The organism is Kitasatospora sp. NBC_00240 (assembly GCF_026342405.1).
Classification (GTDB): Bacteria; Actinomycetota; Actinomycetes; order Streptomycetales; family Streptomycetaceae; genus Kitasatospora.
This window is the reverse complement of the sequence record NZ_JAPEMU010000001.1, coordinates 3,252,835-3,272,697: the sequence shown is the minus strand read 5'-3', so window position 1 is coordinate 3,272,697 and position 19,863 is coordinate 3,252,835. Positions and strand designations below refer to the sequence as shown.

General features: G+C 74.6%; 22 protein-coding genes, 1 tRNA gene and 1 pseudogene. 9 read left to right on the top strand and 15 right to left on the bottom strand.

Annotated elements, in window-relative coordinates; genetic code table 11:
- Position 1 precedes the first annotated feature (1 nt).
- The 5 genes from OG689_RS13870 to OG689_RS13850 form a co-directional block, all read right to left on the bottom strand.
- On the bottom strand, positions 2-769 hold the full coding sequence (locus tag OG689_RS13870; protein WP_266320498.1) for an ABC transporter ATP-binding protein: 768 nt from the start codon (positions 767-769) through the stop codon (positions 2-4).
- Positions 766-1,524: an ABC transporter permease gene (locus tag OG689_RS13865; protein ID WP_266327105.1), complete on the bottom strand. Its 759-nt coding sequence runs from the start codon at positions 1,522-1,524 to the stop codon at positions 766-768. Before OG689_RS13865 ends, OG689_RS13870 begins: the two co-directional genes overlap by 4 nt.
- Positions 1,525-1,610: 86 nt before the next feature.
- On the bottom strand, positions 1,611-3,080 hold the full coding sequence (locus OG689_RS13860) for an ABC transporter substrate-binding protein (protein ID WP_266320497.1): 1,470 nt from the start codon (positions 3,078-3,080) through the stop codon (positions 1,611-1,613).
- A 13-nt stretch (positions 3,081-3,093) separates the two neighbouring features.
- Positions 3,094-3,321, bottom strand: a complete 228-nt coding sequence (locus OG689_RS13855) for a ferredoxin family protein (RefSeq protein ID WP_073928917.1) — start codon at positions 3,319-3,321, stop codon at positions 3,094-3,096.
- A 139-nt stretch (positions 3,322-3,460) separates the two neighbouring features.
- A complete protein-coding gene (locus OG689_RS13850) occupies positions 3,461-4,225 on the bottom strand; it encodes a GntR family transcriptional regulator (protein ID WP_266320494.1) in 765 nt (254 codons plus the stop codon).
- Between the two features lie 289 nt (positions 4,226-4,514).
- Here OG689_RS13850 and OG689_RS13845 point away from each other — a divergent pair, with 289 nt between their 5' ends.
- Genes OG689_RS13845 through hemQ form a run of 4 tightly spaced genes read left to right on the top strand, consistent with a single transcriptional unit; the run spans position 4,515 to position 8,036 of the window.
- Positions 4,515-5,240 (top strand): YoaK family protein, encoded by a 726-nt coding sequence (locus OG689_RS13845; protein WP_266320492.1) that lies wholly within the window; start codon positions 4,515-4,517, stop codon positions 5,238-5,240.
- 9 nt (positions 5,241-5,249) lie between these two features.
- Complete coding sequence (locus OG689_RS13840) at positions 5,250-5,837, top strand: Uma2 family endonuclease (RefSeq protein WP_266320491.1); 588 nt, start codon at positions 5,250-5,252, stop codon at positions 5,835-5,837.
- A gap of 34 nt (positions 5,838-5,871) precedes the next feature.
- Positions 5,872-7,296, top strand: coding sequence for a protoporphyrinogen oxidase (gene hemG / locus OG689_RS13835; protein ID WP_266320489.1), 1,425 nt, complete (start codon positions 5,872-5,874; stop codon positions 7,294-7,296).
- Positions 7,293-8,036: a hydrogen peroxide-dependent heme synthase gene (hemQ, locus tag OG689_RS13830; RefSeq protein WP_266320487.1), complete on the top strand. Its 744-nt coding sequence runs from the start codon at positions 7,293-7,295 to the stop codon at positions 8,034-8,036. Before hemG ends, hemQ begins: the two co-directional genes overlap by 4 nt.
- 91 nt (positions 8,037-8,127) lie before the next feature.
- On the opposite strand, the gene OG689_RS13825 is transcribed toward hemQ, so the two are convergent.
- From OG689_RS13825 to OG689_RS44800, 5 genes are all read right to left on the bottom strand, one after another.
- Complete coding sequence (locus OG689_RS13825; RefSeq protein ID WP_266320486.1) at positions 8,128-8,895, bottom strand: TIGR04222 domain-containing membrane protein; 768 nt, start codon at positions 8,893-8,895, stop codon at positions 8,128-8,130.
- A gap of 81 nt (positions 8,896-8,976) precedes the next feature.
- The gene (locus OG689_RS13820; protein WP_266320484.1) at positions 8,977-9,948 is read right to left on the bottom strand and encodes a protocatechuate dioxygenase; all 972 of its coding nucleotides are present in this window, start codon (positions 9,946-9,948) and stop codon (positions 8,977-8,979) included.
- Positions 9,949-10,047: 99 nt separating this feature from the next.
- Entirely contained in the window at positions 10,048-11,067 is a 1,020-nt protein-coding gene (locus OG689_RS13815) for a TIGR04222 domain-containing membrane protein (RefSeq protein WP_266320483.1), read from the bottom strand.
- A 31-nt stretch (positions 11,068-11,098) separates the two neighbouring features.
- Positions 11,099-11,605, bottom strand: a complete 507-nt coding sequence (locus OG689_RS44805; protein WP_323189285.1) for a hypothetical protein — start codon at positions 11,603-11,605, stop codon at positions 11,099-11,101.
- Entirely contained in the window at positions 11,598-12,434 is an 837-nt protein-coding gene (locus tag OG689_RS44800; RefSeq protein WP_323189284.1) for a DUF692 domain-containing protein, read from the bottom strand. Before OG689_RS44800 ends, OG689_RS44805 begins: the two co-directional genes overlap by 8 nt.
- A gap of 305 nt (positions 12,435-12,739) precedes the next feature.
- Between OG689_RS44800 and OG689_RS13805 the strand changes: the two genes are divergently transcribed.
- The 4 genes from OG689_RS13805 (at position 12,740) to OG689_RS13790 (ending at position 15,657) form a co-directional block, all read left to right on the top strand.
- The gene (locus OG689_RS13805) at positions 12,740-13,660 is read left to right on the top strand and encodes a GNAT family N-acetyltransferase (RefSeq protein WP_266320481.1); all 921 of its coding nucleotides are present in this window, start codon (positions 12,740-12,742) and stop codon (positions 13,658-13,660) included.
- Positions 13,661-13,739: 79 nt separating this feature from the next.
- Positions 13,740-13,813, top strand: a tRNA-Trp gene (locus tag OG689_RS13800).
- 92 nt (positions 13,814-13,905) lie between these two features.
- Positions 13,906-14,817: an aldo/keto reductase gene (locus OG689_RS13795; RefSeq protein ID WP_266320479.1), complete on the top strand. Its 912-nt coding sequence runs from the start codon at positions 13,906-13,908 to the stop codon at positions 14,815-14,817.
- A 3-nt stretch (positions 14,818-14,820) separates the two neighbouring features.
- On the top strand, positions 14,821-15,657 hold the full coding sequence (locus tag OG689_RS13790) for an MOSC domain-containing protein (RefSeq protein WP_266320477.1): 837 nt from the start codon (positions 14,821-14,823) through the stop codon (positions 15,655-15,657).
- Between the two features lie 155 nt (positions 15,658-15,812).
- Here the strand turns inward: OG689_RS13790 and OG689_RS13785 are convergent, their stop codons facing one another.
- Complete coding sequence (locus OG689_RS13785; RefSeq protein WP_266320475.1) at positions 15,813-16,091, bottom strand: peptidoglycan-binding domain-containing protein; 279 nt, start codon at positions 16,089-16,091, stop codon at positions 15,813-15,815.
- 310 nt (positions 16,092-16,401) lie between these two features.
- On the opposite strand from OG689_RS13785, the gene OG689_RS13780 reads away from it, so the two are divergent.
- Positions 16,402-16,620, top strand: coding sequence for a hypothetical protein (locus OG689_RS13780; RefSeq protein ID WP_266320474.1), 219 nt, complete (start codon positions 16,402-16,404; stop codon positions 16,618-16,620).
- A gap of 497 nt (positions 16,621-17,117) precedes the next feature.
- Here the strand turns inward: OG689_RS13780 and OG689_RS13775 are convergent.
- The 4 genes and pseudogenes from OG689_RS13775 to OG689_RS13760 all read right to left on the bottom strand — a co-directional run.
- Positions 17,118-17,360, bottom strand: a pseudogene (locus tag OG689_RS13775) (XRE family transcriptional regulator); the annotation flags it as partial.
- 39 nt (positions 17,361-17,399) lie between these two features.
- A complete protein-coding gene (msrB, locus tag OG689_RS13770; RefSeq protein ID WP_266320473.1) occupies positions 17,400-17,807 on the bottom strand; it encodes a peptide-methionine (R)-S-oxide reductase MsrB in 408 nt (135 codons plus the stop codon).
- 43 nt (positions 17,808-17,850) lie between these two features.
- Positions 17,851-19,260, bottom strand: a complete 1,410-nt coding sequence (gene murC / locus OG689_RS13765) for a UDP-N-acetylmuramate--L-alanine ligase (protein WP_266320472.1) — start codon at positions 19,258-19,260, stop codon at positions 17,851-17,853.
- 112 nt (positions 19,261-19,372) lie between these two features.
- Positions 19,373-19,834: an indole-3-glycerol phosphate synthase gene (locus tag OG689_RS13760; RefSeq protein WP_266320466.1), complete on the bottom strand. Its 462-nt coding sequence runs from the start codon at positions 19,832-19,834 to the stop codon at positions 19,373-19,375.
- Positions 19,835-19,863 lie beyond the last annotated feature (29 nt).

The following is a 19,863-nucleotide window of genomic DNA, read 5'->3' as shown; positions in this document are numbered from 1 at the left end:
TTCAGGACAGCCCGGCGAGGACGGCCTCGCGCAGGCGCAGTACGGCGGGGTCGGTGCGGGCGGCGGCCTCGCGGGGGCGGGGTACGTCGTGCAGCGCGGCGATCCTGCCGCCGCCGAGCACCGCGACCCGGTCGCCGAGCAGCAGCGCCTCGTCCACGTCATGGGTGACGAAGACCACGGTGCAGCGCAGCCGCTCCCGGACGGTGAGCAGCAACTGCTGCATGGCGGCGCGGTTCTGGGCGTCGAGCGCGCCGAACGGCTCGTCCATCAGGACGGCCCGCGGCGCGCCGACCAGGGCCCGGGCCAGCTGGACGCGCTGGCGCTGGCCGCCGGACAACTGCCTCGGCAGCCTGCCCTGATGGCCGTCCAGGCCGACCAGGCCCAGCCACTCGGCGACCGGCCGGGCCCGCTCGGCCCGCGGTACCCGCCGGATGGCGAGCGGGAGTTCGACGTTGCGGCGGACGCTGCGCCAGGGCAGCAGGCCGTCCTCCTGGAACACCAGCGCCCGGTCGGCGTGCGGGCCGGTGAGCGGCTCTCCGTCGGCCAGGAGTTCGCCGGCGGTGGGTGCCAGCAGGCCGGCCAGCGCCCGCAGCAGGGTCGACTTGCCGCAGCCGGACGCGCCGACCACGGTCAGCACCTCGCCCGGTGCGACGTCCAGGTCGAGGCCGCTCAGGACGGGGTGCCCGGCGTGCCCGAGACCGAGGCCCCGGGCGGTCAGCCGCAGGCCGGTGGTCGCGGTGGCTGCGGCGGTGGCGGTCGCGGTGCTCATCGGGCGCTCCCGGGTCGGGTCGGCAGCCAGCGGGTGACGCGGCGGCCGAGGAGTTCGACGGCGCCCGAGGTCAGCCACCCGAGCAGGCCGATGGTGGCCATCCCGACGAAGACGCCGGGGTAGTCGAGCACGGTGTACGACTGCCAGGTGCGGTAGCCGACACCGAACTGGCCGGAGACCATCTCGGCGGAGATCACGCAGATCCAGGACACGCCGATGCCGACCGACAGGCCGCCGACCACCCCGGGCAGGGCACCCGGCAGCACCACGCTCCACAGCACCCGCCACCGGCCGCCGCCCATGGTGCGCACGGCCTCCTCCCAGAGCGGCGGGACGGCCCGCACGGCATGCCGGGTGGAGACGGTGACGGGGAAGAACGCGGCCGCGAAGGTGATGAAGACGATGCCCTGCTCGTTGTCCGGGAAGAGCATGATCGCCACCGGCACCAGCGCGATCGCCGGCACCGGGCGGACCACCTCCAGCACCGGTCCGAGCAGGTCGGACGCCCAGCGCGAGCGGGCCGTCGCCACCCCGGCGGCCACCCCGAGGACGGCCGCCAGCAGGAACCCGCTGCCGATCCGGCGCAGGCTGTCCGCGAGGTCCTGCCAGTACTGGTCGGTGGCCAGCTGCCGGCCGAAGGCCTGCCAGACCTGGACGGCGGTCGGCAGGTGGTCGAACCGCACCCAGAGGCGCACCTTGGCGGCGGTGAGCAGCTGCCACAGGCCGGCGAAGGCCAGCAGCGAGCCGGCCCGCAGGGCCCGGCGGCGCCAGGGCGCCGGGCGCCGCGGGGCCGCCGGGGCGGTGGCCCCGGCGGGTGCCGGGGCCCGCCGGAGGGTGGCGGTCACGACGCCGCCAGGGCTTCTTCGTAGCCGATCCGCTTCGCGCCCGGGTGGGCGGCCAGGTAGGCCTTGAGGCCGTCCTCGGTGGTGAAGGGCAGCAGGTCGGCGCCGTCCTGCGCCCAGTGGTCCTTGTCGGCGAACCAGCGGGTGCCGGTGGTCGCGTCGGGCACGTAGGCGGCCCGGACCTTCTTGCCGGCGGCCGCCTTGACCGCCTTCAGCAGGCAGGCCGGGGTGGCGGCGGGCCGGGTGCTGTCCTCCCCGTCGAACCAGATCTCGCCGGCCTTCGCCGGGTCGGTGACCGGCTGCCCGCAGACCGCGTCGGTGCCGGTGATCCGGGCCGGCGCGATCTCCGGCAGGGCGGCCTTCGCCAGGTAGGAGGGGTCGACGAAGGCGTCCAGGTCCAGTGCCTTCAGCACGCCGACCGACTTCAGGAACGGGACGTCCTCGCGCAGCGCGGCCAGCAGTTCGGGCCGCAGCGGCAGTCCGAAGGTGGCGATGCCGTTCGGGCCGTTGTAGAGGTGGACCACCTCGGGGGCCAGGCCGGTCGCCGCGGCGACCTCCTGCGAGGCGGCCAGCGGCTGCTCGTTGAGGTAGCGGGTGGCGTCCGCCTGGGCGCGCAGGAAGGCCTCGATCACCTCGGGGTGCTCGGTGGCGTACTTCTGCCGGACCACCACGCCGTGCAGGGTGGGGCGGGCCAGCGCCGCGCCGTCGTAGAGCAGCCGGGCGTCGCCGGCGAACACCACCTGGCCGGGCCAGGCCACGAACTGGGCCAGCGCGTCCACCCCGCCGGCCTTCAACGCGGAGGCGCCGATGGCGGGTTGCTGGTTCTGCTTGGAGATCTCGGTGTCCGGCACGCCGGCCTTGCGCAGCGCCTGGACGAGGGTGCCGTCGGCGGCCGAGCCGACCGAGGTGGAGACCTTCTTGCCCTTCAGGTCGGCCAGCGTGTGCGCGGGCGAACCGTTCGGCACCACCACGCTGTTGAGCGCGCCCAGCGGGTTGTAGCCGGTGACCGAGACCAGCCGGGTGCCCGCCCCGCCGGCCTCCTGGGCCCGCGACCCGTTGATCAGCAGCGGGTAGTCGCCCATCGAGCCGATGTCGGTCTTGTCGGCCAGCATCTGCGCGGTGATCGGCGCGCCGGAGTCGTAGTCCTGCCAACTGACCTTGTACGTACGGCCGTTCTTCCTGCCCTCGGCGGCGAGCTGCTGCTCGAGGTACCCCCGGGCCCGGAGCAGGGTGCCGGCGGTGACGGTGTTGATGGTCTTGGACTGGTACCCGACCACCACCTCCACGGCGCCGCCCGACGAGGCGTCGGCGGACGAGCAGCCGGTGAGGCCGGCCAGCACGGCGGCGGCCAGCAGGGCGAGCGGCAGCGGGCCGGCCGGCAGCGGGCCCCGGGCGGCGGACGGGCGCCGGGACGACGACGGTCTGAGCGGGCGGGACGTCGGGCGGTGGGACAGCGGGCGGCGTGACATCGGGGAACGCTCCTCAGCGCAGCAGATAGGGCATGTTGACGGTGACCGCCCCGGTGGGACAGCGGGCGGCGCACGGGCCGCAGTACCAGCACTCGTCGACGTGCATGAAGGCCTTGTTGGTGTCCGGGTCGATGGCCAGCGAGTCGAGCGGGCACATTTCCACGCAGAGCGTGCAGCCGTCGATGCAGAGCGAGCCGTCGATGGTGACGGGCACGTCGGAGCGGTGGTCGGCGAGCGCCATGGGGGTCTCCGGGAATCGGCTACGTGAATGCGGCTACGGGAACGCGACCGCGGGCAGGCGGCTGCGGAAGCAGCTGCGGGGCAGGTCGCGGCAGGTCGGGTGAGGGAGTCGGGGCAGGTCGGGTGGGGGAGGTCGCGGGTCAGAGCGCGGAGCGCAGCAGCCGGCCCTGCATGGTGATCCGGTCGCCGCGGAACCGGATGTACTCCAGGTCCACCGGGCGGCCGTCGGCCAGCGTGGTCAGCCGCTCCAGCATCAGCAGGGCCCCGCCGCGCGGGACCTCCAGCACGGTGGCCGAGTGCGCGTCGGCGTTCACCGCCTCCAGGGTGATGTCGGCCGAGCCGAGCGGCTGCCCGGCGACCTCCTCGATCAGCTGGAAGACGTCCTGGTGGACCAGGTCCTCGGCGTCCAGGGCGGCGCCGATGTCGGGGGCCAGATAGGTGAGGTCCAGCGACAGCGGCAGCCCGTTCAGCCGCCGCACCCGCTCGACGTACACCACGTCCGCGCCGTCCGGCAGCCGCAGCCGGCGGGCCACCGGGCCCGGGGCGCGGACCGGGCCGAACGAGCGGACCTCGTTGGTGACCTCGCCGTGCTCGTGCAAGGTCTCGGCGAGCCCCATCAGGCGGTTCAGCCCGTGCGGCACCTTCTCCGCCACCACCAGCGTCCCCGACCCGGGCACCCGGCGGACCAGGCCCTCCGTCCGCAGCAGGTCGAGCGCCTCCCGGATGGTGTTCCGGGACTCCCCGAACTCCTCGGCCAGCACCTCCTCGTGCGGCAGCGGCCGGGGCCCGTACACCTCGCTCAGCACCTGCTGGCGCAGCACGTCGGCGACCTGCCGGGCCCGGTCCGCGCGGGGCCGGCGGGGCTGGCAGGCCCCGGTCGGCCGGGGCGGGTTCTCGGTGCTCATCGCGACTGCTCCGGTGCTGGGGGCCGATGGTCGTCCGCCGGGCGGCGGCGCCGGGCGGTTGGTTCTGGCAGAACCCTAGGGGCGTACCGGCGGGTTTTTCGTTGCCACCGCATTACGCCACCTGACGGGCCGTCCGCGCCCGCCACCAGCTGGGCCTACCGGCGCCCCCGGACCGGAACCGCCACCCGCGGGCCGGGCCCCACCGCCCCCACACATGGCCCAATGCCGGGCCGCTCCGCGGCGGAACGCGAGAGTGGGTGGTTCGTCGTCCGAGGGAAGGAAACCGGCCTTGACCCTGAGGCGCAGCGCCGCGCTCGACGCCGTGCTGATCGTGCTGACCCTGACCACGGGGGTGATCGAGGCCGTCAGCCTGCTCGCGCTCGGCCACGTCTTCACCGCGCTGATGACGGGGAACATGCTCTTCCTCGCCTTCGGGCTGGCCGGCGGCCCGGGCCTGTCCGTCACGGCCTCCGCCGTCTCGCTGGGGGCCTTCGCCGTCGGCAACCTGGCCGGCGCCCTGCTGGAGACCAGGGTCGAGGCCCGCCGCCACCGCTGGTTCGTCGCCGGACTGGTGGCGGAGGCCCTGCTGCTCGGCGGCGCCGGCCTGGCCGCGGGCGGGATCGGCAGGCTCGACGAGCCGCTGACCGGCCACCTCTACCTGGTGATCGCCCTGACGGCGCTGGCGATGGGCCTGCGCAGCGTCACCACCCTGCGGGCCCGGGTCGCCGAACTGCCGACCACGCTCACCACCCGCGCGCTCACCTCCGTGATCAGCGGGCTGGCCCCGGTGGTCGGACGCGACCCGGCCCGGAACGGCGACGCCGGCTCGGCGTTGCTGCGGGCGGCCGGGGTGGTGGCGATGTTCCTCGGCGGCCTGCTCGGCGCCTGGATGCTCACCGCCGGCCACCGTCCGCAGCTCCCGCTGCTGGTGTCCGCCGCCGTCGTGCTGCTGTGCGCCGTCGGCTTCGGCGTCGCCGGGCGCCGGCGGCCCCCGGCGAAGCCCCGGCTTGGCTAGGCTGGGCCCATGAGTGCGCTGCCCGACTGGATGCGACCGCCCCGTGCCGAGGGCTGGTTCGCCGAGGACCTCGACCGGCTGACCGAAGCGCCCCGGCACACCGAACTGATCGACGGAGCACTTGTCTTCATGATGTCCCCGCAGCGTTCCTGGCACGGTCGCGTTGTGACGGCCCTGACCGTGGCTCTTGCGGACCAGGCGCCCGGCGGCACGCTCGTCGAGCGCGAGATGACGATCCGGCTGGACAAGCGCAATCGTCCCGAGCCCGATCTGGTCGCCGCCGTGACGGACTACGATCCCGACCGCACCTGGTTCGCCCCCGACGAGGTCTCCCTGGTCGTCGAGGTCGTCTCCCCCGAGTCCGCGCACCGCGACCGCACCGTCAAGGTCCGCAAGTACGCCGAGGCCGGCATCCCGCACTACTGGCTGATCGAGGAGGAGAACGGCGCGCCCGTCGTGCACGTCTACGAACTGGACACCGTCACCTCCTCCTACGCGCCCGCCGGGATCTACCGGGACAAGCTGGAGCGCCCCGTGCCGTTCCCGCTCGTCATCGACCTGGACGCCCTGCTGCCCGCCCGTCCGCGTACGGATTGAGGCCTTCGCCCGGCTCTCTGCAAGACTGCGAAGCATGTCGCAACCTCATGTCGTCGTGATCGGCGGCGGTATCGCGGGCCTCGCCGCGGCCGCCTTCCTCAGCGGGGCGGACGGTGGCGGCGGGAGAGCCGCCGTCACCCTCCTGGAGGCCTCGGACCGCCTCGGCGGCAAGCTGCGGGGCGGCGAGGTCGGCGGGGTGAAGGTCGACCTCGGCGCCGAGTCGATGCTGGCCCGCCGCCCGGAGGCGGTCGCCCTGGCCCGCTCCGTCGGCCTGGCCGACGCGCTGCAGCCGCCCGGCACCGCCAAGGCCGCGATCTGGACCAGGGACGCGCTGCGCCCGCTGCCCGGCGGCCAGGTGATGGGCGTCCCCGGTGACCTCGACGCGCTCGCCGCCTCCGGCGTGCTCACCCCGGAGGGCCTGGCCAGGGCCGGTCGGGAGGAGAGCACCCCGGCGGTCGGCGACGACATCGCCATCGGCGCGTACGTGGCGGCGCGGCTCGGCCGCGAGGTGGTCGACCGGCTGGTCGAGCCGCTGCTCGGCGGCGTCTACGCGGGCCACGCGGACGAGATCTCGCTGCGCGCGGCCGTCCCCCAGCTGCTCGCCCTGGCCCGCACCGGAGGCCCGCTGCTCGACGGCGTGCACGAGCTGGCGACCCGACCGCAGAGCGGCGGCGGCCCGGTCTTCCAGGGTCTGGAGGGCGGCCTCGGCACCCTGCCCGAGGCCGTCGCCGTCGCCTGCCGCACGGCCGGCGCCGACCTGCGGACCGGCAGTCCGGTGGACGAGCTGCGCCGCACCCACGAGGGCTGGCGTGTGGTCGTCGGCGGCGAGCTGCTGCACGCGGAGGCCGTGGTGCTGGCCGTGCCGGCGCCCGAGGCCGCCCGGCTGCTGCGCGCCGACGCCCCCGGCGCGGCCGGCGAGCTGTCCCGGGTCGAGTACGCGGGGATGGCCCTGGTCACGATGGCCTTCCGCCGCGCCGACCTGCCCCTGCCGCCGGCCGGCAGCGGGTTCCTGGTGCCGCCGGTGGACGGCCGGCAGATCAAGGCGTCCACCTTCTCCTCGAACAAGTGGGGCTGGCTGGAGCGCTCGGCGCCCGACAGCTTCCTGCTGCGCACCTCGCTCGGGCGCCACCGCGAGGAGCAGGCCCTGGACCTCCCCGACGAGGAGCTGGTCGCCCGTTCGCTGGCCGACCTCGGCGCGGCCGTCGGCCTGACCGCCGAGCCGTACGACACGGCGGTCACCCGCTGGCGGGACGGCCTGCCGCAGTACCCGGTCGGCCACCTCGACCGGGTGGCCCGGATCCGGGCGGGCGTCGAGCGGCTCGGCGCGCTGGCCCTGTGCGGCGCCGCGTACGACGGGGTGGGCATTCCGGCCTGCGTCGCGAGCGCCCGCGCGGCCGTCGACAAGGTGTTGACCCCGGCCGCCGGGGCGGCCGTCACAGAAGGGACAATGTCCGCATGACTGACAGCACTGAGCCGCAGGCGGCCGCCGAGCAGGCAGCCGCGCAGCAGCCCGAGAAGAAGAAGGCCCGCGACCTCAACCAGGTGATCCGGTACACCTTGTGGTCGGTGTTCAAGCTCAAGGACAACCTGCCCGACGACCGCGCCGCCCTCGCGGCCGAGGTCGACGAGCTGTTCGCGCAGCTGGCCGCCAAGGACGTCACGGTGCGCGGCACCTACGACGTGTCCGGGCTGCGGGCCGACGCCGACGTCATGATCTGGTGGCACGCCGAGGACTCCGACGACCTGCAGGAGGCGTACAACCGCTTCCGTCGCACCGGCCTCGGCCGCCGCCTGGAGCCGGTCTGGTCCAACATGGCGCTGCACCGCCCGGCGGAGTTCAACAAGTCGCACATCCCGGCCTTCCTCGCCGACGAGGCCCCGCGCGACTACATCTGCGTGTACCCGTTCGTCCGCTCCTACGAGTGGTACCTGCTGCCGGACGACGAGCGTCGCGCGATGCTCGCCGAGCACGGCAGGATGGCGCGCGGCTACCCCGACGTGCGGGCCAACACGGTGGCCTCGTTCGCGCTCGGCGACTACGAGTGGCTGCTCGCCTTCGAGGCGGACGAGCTGCACCGGATCGTCGACCTGATGCGCGACCTGCGCCCGTCGCGGGCCCGCCTGCACGTGCGCGAGGAGGTGCCGTTCTTCACCGGGCGCCGCAAGCCGGTCGCCGAGCTGCTGAACGGCCTGGCGTGACCTGACGCCGTCCGGTCGGACGAACGAAGGGTGCCGCCCCGGTCGGGGCGGCACCCTTCGGCGTTCCCGGGGCGCCGCCCGGGCCGGGGGTTCAGTGCCGAAGCGCCGCGCGCAGCCGGGCGTCCTGGACGGCGGCCGGGCCGGCCATCGCCACCGCGGTCAGCAGCTCCTGCTCCCGGTCGGCCGCCTCCTGGCGCGGCAGCCGGACCGCCCGCAGGACCTCCTGCCCGGCCGGGGAGGCCCAGCGGGTGTACGGGTAGACGTCGACCCGGGCCATCAGCAGGGTGCCCGAGGTGAGGATCACCGGCAGCGCGAACCAGGCGAAGGCCGCCGCCGGGTCCTCCCCGTCGGGAGCGCCCAGGATGATCGCGGCGCCGAGCAGGACCAGCGCGAGCAGCAGGGCCTGGCGTACGTGCCGGACGGCCGTCGCGGTGCTCTGCCGGACCGCCGCCGGGGTGGCCAGGCCGGCCAGCGACAGCCGGGCGCCGACCTCCATCACCGTCGGGTGGGAGGCCATCGCCTGCCGCAGCTCACCGGTGCGGCACTGGCCGTCCGGGCCGACGGCGGCGATCAGCGCCCGCTCCAGGCGGCTGCGCCCGCGCGGGTCCGCCACGCTGGTCCACCCGGTGTGCGCCAGGTGCAGCCGGCCGCGCGAGGCCATCAGTACCAGCGCGAGGTCGACCACCCGGGCCGGGCCGCCGGCGAGGTACGCCGTCTCGTACAGGCCGATCCCGACGGCCTCGGCCGGGCGCGGGGCGTCCGCTCCGGCCAGGGCGTCGGCGGTGGCCGCGATCCGGACCAGCCGCATGCAGGAGAGCACGGCGGCGACGCAGGCGGGGATCAGCAGGAGCAGCCACATGGGGCTGTTCTAGACCGGATCCGGCCATCGCGGAACCGTTCCAGGTGCGCGATACCGAACTGTGACCGCCGGCGGCGCCGGTCACTTGCCGTTGTGATCCGGGTCCGCCGCAAGGGTGATGACGCCCAGGTAGCCGTCGCCGTCCTCGCTGACCGTCAGCAGCATGCCCGGCCGGTAGATGGAGTCGCCGTCGTTGAAGGTGTCGCGGCCGGTGTGCCGGGAGTAGGGCTCCTTGGCGAAAACCGCACTGTTGAGTTTCTCGTCCATCATCAGCTGGGTGGTGAGGGTGCGTTCGTCGTCGACGTGCACCATCGCGTGGACGTGCACGGTCCGGCCGGCGTACCAGCCGGGCCAGACGGTGGTGAACTGCACGATGCCGTCGGCGTTGGTGACCTGGGCGCCGCGCAGGTAGCGCTTGTCGTCGGTGGGGGTCAGGTCGGCCGCGCCACCGGTGCCGCCGCCGGTGCCGCCGGGGGCGCCGCCCGCGCCCGGGCCGCCCGAGGGCGGTGCGCCGCTCGGCATTGCGCCGGGCGGGGCGCCGCCCGGGCCGCCCGAGGGCGCACCGGACGGAGCACCGGCGGGCGGTGTGCCGCCTCCGCCGCCCGCGCCACCGCCGGGAGCCCCGCCCCCGCCGCCCGACGAGAGGCTCTCGGCGCCGGAGTACAGGCCCGCCGCGTCGCAGTGCCAGATCTCCACCACCGCGTTCGGGATCGCCGCGCAGCTCTCGCTGTCCTGGACCCGGACGGCGAGCCGCAGCCTGGTGCCGGCGCGGTCCTCGCGGATGTCGCTGCGGATCTTGTCCGCGTCGAAGTAGTACGGCCCCTGGGTGGTCGCGGCGGTCAGGGTGCAGGTGCCGGAGGCCGCGAACAGCGAGGTCAGGTCCTCGGTGGTGACGGACTGCGGCGAGACGCTCGCACTCGCGCCGGTGGTGGTGGTCGCCCGGCCCCCGCCGCCCTGCCCGCAGGCCGCGAGCAGCGCGCCGAGGCCGATGCTGCTGATGCCCGCCAGCGCCGTCCGGCGGCTGACGCGTCGGCCCTCATGATCGTGTCCCATACCGCGAGGGTAGGAACACGACATGAGGGCCGCATGTGAGGCGGGTGAGCGGGCGATAAGTTGACCCGCCCGGCCCCGCCCCGGCCGCCGGGCCGGGCCTCAGGAACCGCAGCTCGACCCGCCGCCGCAGCTGGAGGAGGAACCGCAGCTGCTCGAGCTGGACCCGCAGCTGCTGGAGGACGAACCGCAGCTCGACGAGGAGGACCCGCAGCTGCTGGCGGAGCCGCAGCTGGACGACCCGCAGCTCGACGACCCGCCGGAGGAGCCCGGGTCCGAGGAGCCGCACCAGGTGGCCGAGGAGCCGCAGCTGGACGAGGACGAGGAGGACGAGCCGGGGACGGTGATCGGCCGCGCCGCGGCCAGCATCGCCGCCTGCAGCTCCTCGTCCGGCAGGCCGGCGTTCACACCCTCCAGGGCCACCACGCCGAGCAGCGCGCCGCTCGCGATGCCCACGCCGTGCCGGGGGCGCCACCCGATGCCGGTCAGCTGCTGGAGCTGGCGCCGGCCCGACGGGGTGATCCGGCCGCGGGCCGGCCGGGTCGTCACCAGCAGGACGACGCCCGCGAACAGCAGCGCCATCGCGCCGCCCAGCACCGGACGTTCGGCGGCCGGCCGGCCGGCCGCCACGATCGAGCCGACGACGGTGCTGACCGGGACTGCCAGTACCACCAGCCAGAGCAGCCGGCGGGCCGAGCGGGCCCGGCGCAACAGGGCCGGGTCGAGCATCAGCCCGTGCGCGGCGAGCCGGTCGCCGATCCGCTGGACGGCGTCGGAGGTCATCACCGCCCGGCGCAGGCCGGGCAGGTCGCGCTGGCGCAGGTCCCCGGCGGCCAGCAGCAGCGCGGCCTCCACCTCGTCGTACGAGGTGTTGGCGGTGACGGTGACCAGCCCGCCGCGCGAGACGATCACCCGGCCCTCCTGGTGCATCCGGACCAGCACGGTGTCGACCACCCGGCCGGGCCCGCCCGCCAGGAACGCGGCGTCCAGCAGCGGGATCCCGGTGCCGGGCAGGTCGGCCGGGTGCGACCGGCGGCGGGCCCGGACGTAGGTCACGACGGTGTACAGGCCGGCGGCGATCAGCAGCACGGTGAGGACGGTGAGGTGCGTGGTGTGCCACATGTGCGGTTCCCCCGGGTGGTGAGTGGTTCGGTCAGTCCTGCTGCGGGCGCAGCGCCCGGCGCAGCCGGTCCAGCGGACCGGAGCGCTGCGGGGGCACCCGCGTACCTGCTGGGGCGAGCCAGCTTTCGAGGGCCCGGCGGCGGTCGGGGGCCGGCTCCTCGGTGGGCCCGGGCGGTCCGGCGCCGGCGGGTTCGCCGGCCCGGTGGCCGTCGGCGAGGAGCCATTCGGCGAAGGCGCGGCCGTCGGCCCGGTAGCCGCCGTCCTGCGGCCGCTGCCGCGCGTACCGCAGGAACAGCGGGCCGAAGGCCGGCCCGAGGAGCTGCGGCAGTTCGGGCACCACCTTGGCGACGGTGTCGCGCCGCTTGGCGGCCAGCCCGAGGGCCTGGGCACGGATCTGCTCCGGGTCGAAGCCCGGCGGCGGCGGGCCGCCGGCGACCAGGGCTGCCAGCAGCGCCGCTTGGCGGCGGGCCAGCGCGGCCCGGGCCACCACCAGTTCGGCGTCGGCGCCGCGGGCCAGGTACTCCAGTCCCTCAGACATGCTGCGGCACCCCCTCCAGCACCCGCCGGATCGCGTCGAGTTCGCCGCCCAGCTCGGCCGGCGACGGGAAGTTTCCGTCCCGCTCCAGCAGCACCCCGGGCGGCGAGACCCGGGAGCACAGCTCGGCGAGCACCTCCAGCACCGGCTCGGTGACGGGGTGGGCGTGGGTGTCGTGCCAGATCCCGTCGACCAGCCGCCCGCCCGCCACGTGCACGTAGGCGATCGCCTCCAGCGGCAGCCGGTCCAGCTCGGCGGCCGGGTCGACCCCGAGGTTGACCCGGTTGGTGTGCAGGTTGGCGACGTCGATCAGCAGCCGGACGCCCGTCCGCTCGACCAGCTCCGCCAGGAACTGCGCTTCGGTCAGCTCGTCCTCGGGCCAGGCCAGCTGGGCCGCGATGTTCTCCAGCGCCAGCGGCACCGGGAGCTGTTCCTGGGCGATCCGGACGTTCTCGGCGATCACCCGCAGCGAATCCCGCGAGCGCGGCACCGGCAGCAGGTGGCCGGCCTCCAGGCCGCCGGCCCGGACGAACGCCAGGTGCTCGGTGACCAGCGGCGACCCCAGGGCCTGGGCGGCCTCGGCGAGCCGGGCGAGCCGGTGCGGCTCGGGCAGGTCGGCGCCGCCGAGGCCGAGCGAGACGCCGTGCGGGACGACGGTGACGCCGCGCTCGCGCAGCAGCCGCAGCGACTCGGGGAGGTGGCCGGCGCAGAGGTTCTCGGCGACCACCTCGACCCAGTCCAGGCCGGGCAGCCGTTCCACGACGGTGTCGATCTCGGTGCGCCAGCCGAGGCCGACACCGAGCCGGGGCAGGGTCGTTGCAGGGGTGGTCATGGGTGCGCCCCCTTCGGAGGGCTTGCGAAAAGGGTGCCGGACGGTGCGCGGGCTTCGTCGCCGGGCGGCCGTCGGGCCGGTGTGGAGTACGTGCCGCGGGGCTTCGGCCCCGCCTGCTGCTGAGGATGTCCCCGGCCGGGGCCGCTGCCAAGCCTCGACCGGGATTCTCAGAGCATTACTTGAGCATATGGCCGCGGCACCGGTGGCCCCGGGGGGTGTCTCAGCCGTGTGACCTGCGGGGACGCGGCCGGGGCAGCGGAAAACCGGAGGCGTACGGACGGCTGCTCGGATAGCGTGGCATGCATATGACTCTGATGATTCGTGACTTCAGCCCCGCCGACGCCGAGGCGGCCGCCGCCTCCCACTGCGCCGGTCGCCCCCACCTGGTCCTCACCGCCGAGGTGTTCGCCTGGCTGCCCGGGCACCTGCCGGCGGAACAGCACTACCGCACCTTCGTGGCCGAGATCGACGGCCGGGTGGTCGGCAGCGTCCGCTGCGGGCGGGTCGTCGACACCAGCGCGGAGGGCATCGGGTACGCCAACGGCAGCGTGCTCCCCGAGTTCCGCCGCCGGGGCGCCTTCACCGCCCTGCTGGCCACCGCCGAGCGGCACCTCGCCGAGCACGGCGCGACCGAGGTGCACAGCTGGGTCGACGACGAGCCGCAGGCCCGCGCCTTCGCCGCCGGGCGCGGCTACCGGGAGGGCAGGATCGCCCACTTCGCCCGCCGCGACCTCACCGCACCGCTGCCGCCGGTGCCGGCGCTCCCGGCCGGCGTCGAGCTGCGGACGGCCGCCGACTACCGCGACGACCCGTACCCGCTGTTCGTCGTGGAGGCGGACGCCGCGCGGGACGAACCCGGCGAGGTGGACATCGACCGGGCCGACTACCAGGACTGGCTGGACGCCGTCTGGTCCCGCCCCGACCTCGACCGCGAACTCACCGTGGTGGCCGTGGTCGACGGTGCCCCGGTGGCCTTCAGCGCGGCCCAGACCGACGGCGGGTCCCGCTACTGGTCGGCCTTCACCGCCTGCCGCCGGGAGTTCCGCGGCCGCGGCCTGGCCGGCCTGGCCAAAATCCACTCCCTGCACCTGGCCCGGGCCGCGGGCCTGACCGAGGCGTTCACCAGCAACGACGCCACCAACGCCCCGATGCTCGCGATCAACGAGCGGCTCGGCTACCAACGCTGCGCGAGCGAACGCAAGTTCGTCAAGCAGCTGACGGTCTGAGGGCCCGCCGGGCGGGCGTGACGCCGCAAATGACGTTGCGTGCGCCCGGCGCGGTACGGCAGGCTGGGGCCACCCACCGAGGGGCGTAGCTCAGTTGGCCAGAGCGGCGGTCTCCAAAACCGCATGTCGCAGGTTCGAATCCTGTCGCCCCTGCTCACCCCGTCGGGCGCGCCGCCGCTCGGGCCGTCGGCCTGACGTGTCTTATTCAATGGCGGCCGGGCCGTGTCCCGATGATGATGCTCGGCATGACCAACGAGACCATCACCGCGGCTGCCTCGGGCGCCTGGGAACTCGGCGACCTGACGGTCAACCGGATCGGCTTCGGCGCGATGCGCCTGACCCAGACCGGCGCGGCCTTCGACCCCCGCGCCGCGCCCAGCGACCGCGGCCGGGCCGTCGGCCTGCTGCGCCGCGCCGTCGAACTCGGCGTCAACCACATCGACACCGCCGCCTTCTACTTCTCATCGCTGCGCTCCGCCAACGAGCTGATCAACAGCGCGCTCGGCCCCTACCCGGACGACCTCGTCATCACCACCAAGGTCGGCCCCGCCCGCGGCCCCGCCGGCGACTGGGCCCAGCACGCCGCGACCCCCGCGGAGTTGCGCGGCCAGGTCGAGGAGAACCTGCGCCAGCTCGGCCGCGACCACCTCGACGTGGTCAACCTGCGCATCCTCGGCACCGCCTCGATCGCCGAGCGCTTCGGCGCCCTCGCCGACCTGCGCGACGCCGGACTGATCCGCCACCTGGGCCTGTCCAACATCCAGCCCGAACACCTCGCCGAGGCCCAGGCCATCGCCCCCGTGGTCTGCGTGCAGAACCTCTACGGCATCGGGATGCGGCCCGAGCACGACGACTTCCTGCGTACCTGCGGCGAGCAGGGCGTCGCGTTCGTGCCCTTCTACTCGATCGCCGCCGCCGGCCGGGAGGGCGGCGCCACCGGCACCGAGGCCGAGGAGGTGCTGGCCGTCGCGCGCGCCCACGACGCGACGCCCGCGCAGATCCGGCTGGCCTGGACGCTGCACCAGGGCCCGCACGTGCTGGCCATCCCGGGCACCGGCGACCCGGAACACCTGGCCGCCAACGTCGCCGCCGGCGCCCTGCGCCTGACCACGGACGAACTGGCCCGGCTGGACGCCCTGCACCGGCGCGGGGCGTGACCGGTGACGGACACCGCGGTGGGCACGGTCGGCGCCCTGCGGCGCTACCCCGTCAAGTCGATGCTCGGGGAGCGGATCCCCGCCACGGAGGTGACCGACCGCGGGCTCGCGGGTGACCGGCGCCTCGCCCTGCTCGATCGGGGGACCGGCAAGGTCGCCAGCGCGAAGACCCCGCGACTGTGGCGCTCCCTGCTCACCTGCGCGGCCGCCCTCGCCGGCCCGGCCGCGCGGATCACCGGCCCGGCCGGCGAGACCCTGCTGAGCACCGACGCCGGCGTCGACGACGCGCTGTCCGCGATCGTCGGCCGGCCCGTCATCCTGACCGACCGGCCGCCGGACGGGGCCGAGCTGGACCGGTCCAGACCCGACGAGGTCCTGGCGCAGGGCCTGGACGCCGAGGTGGCGGCCGATGTCGTCCGGTTCGGGTCGGCGTCCCCGCCCGGGACGTTCTTCGACTTCGCCCCCGTCCACCTGCTGACCACCGCCACCCTGGACCGGCTGGCGGCGCTGAGCCCGCGCGGCGTCGCCGAGGTGGAGCGCTACCGCCCCAACCTGGTGATCGACACCCCCGGTACGGGATTCGTCGAGCAGCAGTGGGTCGGCCGGGAGCTGCGGATCGGCGACCGGCTCGTCCTGCGGGTGGTGGCCTCGACACCCCGCTGCGCGGTGCCGACCCTCGCGCACGGCGACCTGCCCCGGGACGCCGACGCCCTGCGGACCCCGGCCGTGCACAACCGCGTCCCGGCCCTGCCCGGACGGCCCCCGGAACCGTGCGTCGGGGTGTACGCCCAGGTGCTGCGGCCCGGTCCGGTCCGGGAGGGGGACACCGTCCGGTTCTGACGGCCCCTCGGGCGGCCTGGGTAACAGCAGCCGCAGGCATGGGCCTGCGGCTGCTGTCGCGCCGGATCGCTCCGGCATTCGTCCCGCTCACTGTGCGGGTCGGACCTCATTCCCGGTCCGGCCGCCCGCCACTCCCCGCGTGGTGGCGGCCGGCGTCAGTCGAGGTGGGTGCTCGCCACCGGCGTGAAGGTGGCGTCCGGCGACGGGACGTACCAGAAGCAGTAGGTGCCGCGACCGTGGTACTCGCCGCCGTAGGAGAGCGGGTACTCGCCGGTGGTCGGCCCCACGATCCCGTCCGCCCCGTTCGAGGAGGTGGCCCAGAACCGGTTCTGGAACTTCTTCACCGCCTCGAAGGTCTTCGGCCCCCGGACCCCGTCCTCGTCGACCGTGGGCTGGCCGTACTGCCGGGACGGGTCGTTCATCAGGTGCTGCACGCACCACACCGCATGCGGGTTGTGGCGTAGCCCGGGCCGACGTAGGCGGCGCCCGGCGTCGCCTACGCGGTGCCGCTGACCCCGCCGAGCGCCGGCGCCGCCACCCCCGCCGTGAGCCCCAGTCGGGTCACGAACTTCTTCATCATCTCCGCGTTCCTTTCCTAGGTCACCGACGGGACGATCCTCCGGGCCCCCGCCGACGGGGCTCCAACAGGACGCCAACCGCCCGCCAACACCCCGGGAGGCCCGCGGCGGCCGCCGGATGGGCCAGGATGGCCGGGACAGGTCGCGTCAGCAGGGAGGCACACCGATGAGCCGGACACCACCGCCGGGTGCGAAGGGGCCGAGCCGGCCCGGTGGCGGCCGGGGCACCCGGGGGCCGTCCCGCGGCCCGGCGGGCCCGACAGCACCGCCCTTCCCCGACGGCCCGGCGATCGGCGAGCCGGACGGCGGCCACATCGTCCGCCGCCCCGCGCCGGGCACCGACTCGTCGGCCGAGGGCGACGGCGGCGAACCGGAACAGGCATGATCGAGCGGTGCTGGTCGGGGTGGAGAAGTTCGCGAGGCTCCCGGGGAGCCCGCTGCCGGCTCAGGTCAGGACGCCCGCCGGCCGCGCCGCGGTGCGCCGGCGTGGGGCCCGGCCGGTCTGCGTTCCCTGGCACGGCGATGGACATGGACGGGGGCGGTCCGGAGTACGTCGTCGCGATGGCGAACCGCGGCCGCTTCAGCCCGCCTCCGGGCCGCTCCGGTGACCTCCGCCCCGGTGCCGGCGGACGAGCACCCGCCTTGTCACTGCTGCCGGTTCGCCCCGGAGGAGCATGCCGGCCGCCCTCCGGCGGAGGACGAGCGTCGACGAGGACGGAGTTGCCGGCCGCATTCCGTGAGACCGATCGAGGTCAGACCCGGAGACTCCCGCCCCGGTCGCCGGTCCTTGACGGACGACGGCGACCGGAACGGGTCCGCGACACCGAGGGGCCTGGCCACCGACCGGTGGCCGGTTCGCCCCGGTGAGGAGGAGACCCCATGCTATTCCGGAGGCACGCTGTACCTCTCGACAGCCGCTTTACCCGTGCTGGCGTCCTTGAACACCAACGACCACGGTCCGGTGTTGACGTAGTAGCCGTCCTCCGCCGTCTGCTCGGTCCACGTGCCGGTGATCACCGTTCGATCCACCGTGAGTTCAAGCGTCAGCGGTGAATCCGGGTCGGAGGAGGACAGAGACCGACCGGTGATGCGATTCCCGCGCTGAAGCAGGACCACGTGATGACGCTTGGCGGTGTCATGTCGGGGGCCCTGTGCTGTGCGCGATCAGTCCTCGGCCGGCTTCAGTGTCAGCGAGATGCTGTTGATGCAGTACCGCTGGTCGGTGGGCGTCCCGTAGCCCTCGCCCTCGAAGACGTGGCCGAGGTGGCCGCCGCAGGTGGCGCAGCGGACTTCGACGCGCCGCATGCCGAGGGTGGTGTCCTCGATGTACTGGACCCGGTCCTCGGCGAGCGGGGCGTAGTACGACGGCCAGCCGCAGTGGCTGTCGAACTTGGTCTCCGAGCTGAAGAGTTCGGCGCCGCAGGCGCGACAGCCGTAGACGCCGACGGTCTTGGTGTCGGTGTACTCGCCGACGAACGGGCGCTCCGTCCCGGCCTCGCGGAGCACGTGGTACTCCTCGGGGCTGAGCTGCTCGCGCCACTCGGCGTCGGTCTTCTCGATCTTCTTGCTCACGGCGGGCTCCCGGTCGGTCGGACGTCGGGCATGGGTGGCGACGTCAGGCGTTGGTTGCAACGTTCGCGAGGTGCTTCAAGATTTCCGGGCCGAGGTTGGTGACGTCGCCGGCGCCCATGGTGAGCACCAGGTCGCCGGGCCGGGCGAGGCCGGCGAGCACGGCGGGGGCGGCGTCGAAGACGTGCTCGGCGGTGACCCGGGCGTCGGCGCGGCGGGCCGCGTCGATGATCAGTTCGCTGGTGACGCCGGGGATCGGGTCCTCACGGGCGGGGTAGATGTCCAGGACGACGGAGCTGTCGGCGAGCGCGAGGGCCTGGCCCATCTCCTCGGCGAGCTGCTGGGTGCGGCTGAACAGGTGGGGCTGGAAGACCACCAGGATCCGGCCCTGGCCGTCCAGGCCCTCCCGGACGGCTTCGAGGTCGGCCGTCATCTCGGTCGGGTGGTGGGCGTAGGAGTCGATCACCTGGACGCCTGCGGCCTCGCCCTTGAGCTGGAGGCGGCGGCGGACGCCGGTGTAGGCGCCCAGTGCCTTGGCGAGGTCGGTGGCGGGGACGCCGAGGGCGGCGCCGGCGGCCAGTGCGGCGACGGCGTTGTGGGCGTAGTGGCGGCCGGGCACGGACACCGTGAAGGTGAGCTCGGCGCCGTCGAGCAGGACGGTGACCTCGCTGGTCATGCCCCGGGCGGCGACGGAGAGGACCCGGACGGTGGCGTCCTCGGCGGCGCCGACGGTGACGATGTTCAGGCCGCCCTGGCCGGCCAGCCGAGAGGTGAGTTCGCGGGCGCCGGCGTGGTCGGCGGAGATCACCAGGGTGCCGCCGGGGGTGATCCGCCCGGCGAAGGTCTCGAAGGACTCGTAGATCTCTTCGATCGAGGCGTAGTTCGCGTGGTGGTCGAGCTCCACGTTGAGGACGATGGCGACCTCGGGGGCGTACTTGTGGAAGCTGCGGTCGCTCTCGTCGGCCTCGGCGACGAAGATCTCGCCGGTGCCGTGGTGGGCGTTGCTGCCGGGGGCGTCGAGGTCGCCGCCGATGGCGTACGAGGGGTCCAGGCCCAGCTCGGCGAGGCTGACGGCGAGCATGCTGGTGGTGGTGGTCTTGCCGTGGGTGCCCGCGACGGCGAGCGCGCGGCGGCCGCCCATCAGGGCGGCGAGGGCGTCGGAGCGGTGCACCACCGGGACGCCGCGTTCGCGGGCGACGGCCAGTTCGGGGTTGTCCTCGCGGATGGCGCTGGAGACGACGACGCTGCTGACGCCGGCGGGGACGTTCTGGGCGGCGTGGCCGACGTGCACCTGGGCGCCGAGGGCGCGCAGGGCGAGGACGGTCTCGGACTCCTTGGAGTCGCTGCCGGAGACCTGGGCGCCACGGACGGCGAGGATCTTCGCCAGTCCGGACATGCCGGCCCCGCCGATGCCGATGAAGTGCGGGGCGTGCAGGTCGTGCGCGGCGTCGTTCAAGGCGGGGCTCCGTACGGGCTGGGGCGGCAGGGGGACCACGGGGCGGATCGTCCTCGCGGACCGGTCACGTGGACCGGCCGCAAGGACGATTCTGCACCACCGGGGGAGTGGGTCAGGAGTCGCTGGCGAACAGTCGCAGGACCGGGACACCCACCTTGTGCCGGGCCTGGGAGGCCCAGTCGCGGTGGAAGAACTCCTCGACGAAGTGCGGGGAGGTCAGGACCACCACCTCGTCCGCCGTGTTCGCCTCGACCACCGAGCGCAGGCGGTCCAGGGGTTTGTCCTCGACGAGTTCGCCGGTGGCGTCGGCGCCGGCCTCGCGCAGGTGGCGCAGGCTGTGCTCCAGCGACTCACTGGCGAGGGTGGGGGTGGTGTCCGACTCGTCGTGCTCGTGCACCACCTTGTCCAGGTGTCCCAGCGCCACGTCGTCGAGCGCGCGGAGCAGCTCGTCCTGCTTGCCGCGTGGCTGCATCAGGACGATGAAGGAGACCTTCTCCTCGCTGTGGAGCGTGGTGACGAGTTCCACATCGGCATCGGAGAGTGCCTTCTCGATCATCAGTACGGTTTTGAACACGTGAGTCCCTTCCAGTGGCAGGCCCCCGG

Coding starts and splice junctions, on each gene's coding strand:
- OG689_RS13795 (WP_266320479.1), top strand. CDS start 13,906: ATGACCAACGAGACCATCACCGCGGCTGCCTCGGGCGCCTGGGAACTC.
- hemG (WP_266320489.1), top strand. CDS start 5,872: ATGTCGCAACCTCATGTCGTCGTGATCGGCGGCGGTATCGCGGGCCTC.
- OG689_RS13860 (WP_266320497.1), bottom strand. CDS start 3,080: ATGTCACGCCGCCCGCTGTCCCACCGCCCGACGTCCCGCCCGCTCAGA.
- OG689_RS44805 (WP_323189285.1), bottom strand. CDS start 11,605: ATGTCTGAGGGACTGGAGTACCTGGCCCGCGGCGCCGACGCCGAACTG.
- hemQ (WP_266320487.1), top strand. CDS start 7,293: ATGACTGACAGCACTGAGCCGCAGGCGGCCGCCGAGCAGGCAGCCGCG.
- OG689_RS13855 (WP_073928917.1), bottom strand. CDS start 3,321: ATGGCGCTCGCCGACCACCGCTCCGACGTGCCCGTCACCATCGACGGC.
- OG689_RS13870 (WP_266320498.1), bottom strand. CDS start 769: ATGAGCACCGCGACCGCCACCGCCGCAGCCACCGCGACCACCGGCCTG.
- OG689_RS13780 (WP_266320474.1), top strand. CDS start 16,402: ATGAGCCGGACACCACCGCCGGGTGCGAAGGGGCCGAGCCGGCCCGGT.
- OG689_RS13850 (WP_266320494.1), bottom strand. CDS start 4,225: ATGAGCACCGAGAACCCGCCCCGGCCGACCGGGGCCTGCCAGCCCCGC.
- OG689_RS13815 (WP_266320483.1), bottom strand. CDS start 11,067: ATGTGGCACACCACGCACCTCACCGTCCTCACCGTGCTGCTGATCGCC.
- OG689_RS13840 (WP_266320491.1), top strand. CDS start 5,250: ATGAGTGCGCTGCCCGACTGGATGCGACCGCCCCGTGCCGAGGGCTGG.
- OG689_RS13805 (WP_266320481.1), top strand. CDS start 12,740: ATGACTCTGATGATTCGTGACTTCAGCCCCGCCGACGCCGAGGCGGCC.
- OG689_RS44800 (WP_323189284.1), bottom strand. CDS start 12,434: ATGACCACCCCTGCAACGACCCTGCCCCGGCTCGGTGTCGGCCTCGGC.
- OG689_RS13825 (WP_266320486.1), bottom strand. CDS start 8,895: ATGTGGCTGCTCCTGCTGATCCCCGCCTGCGTCGCCGCCGTGCTCTCC.
- OG689_RS13820 (WP_266320484.1), bottom strand. CDS start 9,948: ATGGGACACGATCATGAGGGCCGACGCGTCAGCCGCCGGACGGCGCTG.